The sequence below is a fragment of the Pseudomonas sp. genome (genome assembly GCF_037994325.1).
Lineage (GTDB): Bacteria > Pseudomonadota > Gammaproteobacteria > Pseudomonadales > Pseudomonadaceae > Aquipseudomonas.
The window spans coordinates 1-2,451 of record NZ_JBBNAH010000113.1 but is presented as its reverse complement, the minus strand read 5'-3'; the positions used below and the strand labels follow the sequence as shown (position 1 = coordinate 2,451).

General features: G+C 58.9%; 1 protein-coding gene. It reads left to right on the top strand.

Annotated features, from left to right (window positions below):
* Positions 1-322: 322 nt before the first annotated feature.
* Positions 323-2,451, top strand: a 2,129-nt coding sequence (locus tag AAAB16_RS03640) for an LTA synthase family protein (protein WP_340662112.1), incomplete at its 3' end; no start/stop codon positions are given.

The window sequence follows — 2,451 nt, the reverse complement described above, 5'->3', positions numbered from 1 at the left end:
ACATCACACTCGGTAAAAAGTAAAATCGCTTTGCCCTGCTGTTCCAAGCGCTTGATTTTGTCGTTCTTAAATAAAGCGCTCGAACAGCTGTAGTAACCCTCGCTTCAGCCCCCGCCTGCTTGCTCGTTCAGTCATTTACCCGCCCTGGTACTACACGGCCGCACACATATTCCTGCCTATCGAACTGAACAAGCTTCTGGCCTCTAGCACAGAGTTGTTTCAGAATCGTGTCACTCGCGGTCGCCGCTCCCCACTTTGGTCATCCAGTGGTTTGCAGACTGGCTCGGACTCTCTCTGCCTTATCTCAGGAGCTCCTGTGCGCATTTACGGCCCATGGCTGCAGCACCCTACTTTTTCTCTGATTGCCCGCAGTTTTCTCCTGCTCGTTGTGCCGTTGCTTAGCCGTTACGTGCTCGGTTGGTCGAATGGCTTCGGCTATCTGTCGGACCTGGCCATCGGCACCCTGTTGATCGTGCTGCTGCATAACCGCCCGTTGTGGCTGACCTTGCCAGTGCTGCTGGTGTGGAGTCTGTTTACCCTGAGCGCCGCCGAACTGGTCGGCGCCGTTGGCCGTATGCCGGAAGTCAGCGACCTGCAATACCTGATCGACCCGCAGTTTGTTGGCCACTCAACTCAAGGTGGCGGCCTCACTTACCCGCTGCTCGCCGCAGGCTTGGCACTGGGCCTGCTGGCCAACGTGTTGGTGCGCCGACAGAAGAACACCGCGCCTTTACCGTTTTATAGCTATGCCCTGCCCCTGGGTTTCGCCGCCCTGCATGCCAGCGGCCAGTACCTGACACCCAGCGAAGCCGTGCAATGGAAGCAATTCAACCTGCCCCACAAGCTGCTTGCCGAAGCCTTCAATAACGAGCAAACGCGCCTGGAAGCCTGGCTGGACGATGACGACCCCGAGAGCAAACCGGATATCGCCGGCCTTAGCCAACTCGACCTCAATGGCAACAAGCTATTCGCCGGCAAAGGCCAGGCGAAAAACGTGCTGATCGTGACCTTGGAAGGCATACCCGGCGCCTATATCGCCACCGACCGCCAGGCCCTGCACAGCAGCTATGGGGAAGACTTGATGCCGCGCTTGAGCCAATGGGCTGAGCGCGGCATGAATACGCCGGACTACGTCCTGCACAGCCACCAGACCATTCGCGGCCTGTACGCCATGCTCTGCGGCGACTACAGCAAGCTCGACAGCGGTACGCCCAAAGGCGTGGAACTGCTCAATAGCAACACCCGCAACCTGCAATGCCTGCCAGCGCAGTTACGCGATCAAGGTTTCCACACCAGTTTTCTGCAAGGCGCCGGCCTGCGCTTTATGGCCAAAGACAAAATCATGCCGCACATGGGGTTCGCAGAAACCCTGGGCCTCAGTTGGTTCAAGAACAAGCCGTACCTAGAATTCCCTTGGGGCATGGACGACAAAGCCTATTTCGAAGGCGCGCTTAAACACGTCGGCGAACTGCGCCAGTCGAAACAGCCGTGGATGCTCACCCTGCTCACAGTTGGTACACACCAGCCCTACTCGGCGCCGCAGGAGTATCTGGACCGCTACCCCAGCGCAAAACAGGCGGCCATCGGTTACCTCGATGACGCCGTGGCCGACTTCCTCGCCGGTTTGGAGAAACAGGGCGTGCTCAAAGACACCCTAGTTATCGTCACCTCCGACGAATCCCACGGTATCGACGACGTGCGTCTGGCCTCAGCCTGGGGTTTCAACCTGATTCTGGCGCCGGAACAAAGCCAGCTGCCGAAACTGAAAAGCGGCACCTACGGGCATGTCGACCTGACCGCCTCGGTGCTCGATTATTTCGACTTCCAGGTGCCGCCCAACCTGAGCGGTCGTTCGCTGTTCCGTGACTACAGCGGTGGCCGCGAAATCATGTCTTACACCAACGGCCTGCTGCGCCACCACGACGGCAAGGGCACCTTTACCGAGTGTGATTTCCAGCAAATCTGCCGCCGTTATGCCAGCGCAGGTTTTATTGCCGACCAAGCCAAATACCTGGGCCGTGAGCGCGGCAAACAAGCGCGCTTAATCAGCGACCGCGCCGCCCTGCTCGACCAATCGCTGAGCAACGGCCAGATCGGCCAGCAGTACCAGTTTGCCAGTAACGAACGCATCAGCCTGAAAGCGCTGGCCACCGACGATTGGGCCGACAACCTGATCGGCGCGCAATATCTGGAGCTGCCGCAGGGCACCCACACCAAAGTCACCCTGACCATTCGTGCCGTGCGCATGGCCAAGCAAGGCGCCAAGCTGCTGCTGAAAACCAAGGAGTTTGATCGCGATGTCGCCGGCCTGATTCCCCAACTGCCCGATTTGAAACCGGGGCAAACGCTCAACGTCAGCTTTGGCTTCGACAACCTGGAAACCCGCAAAGCCTTCTCCTTCCACCTGCTCGGCGAGGGCCGCGGCGCCATCGAAATCACAGACTTCAGCGT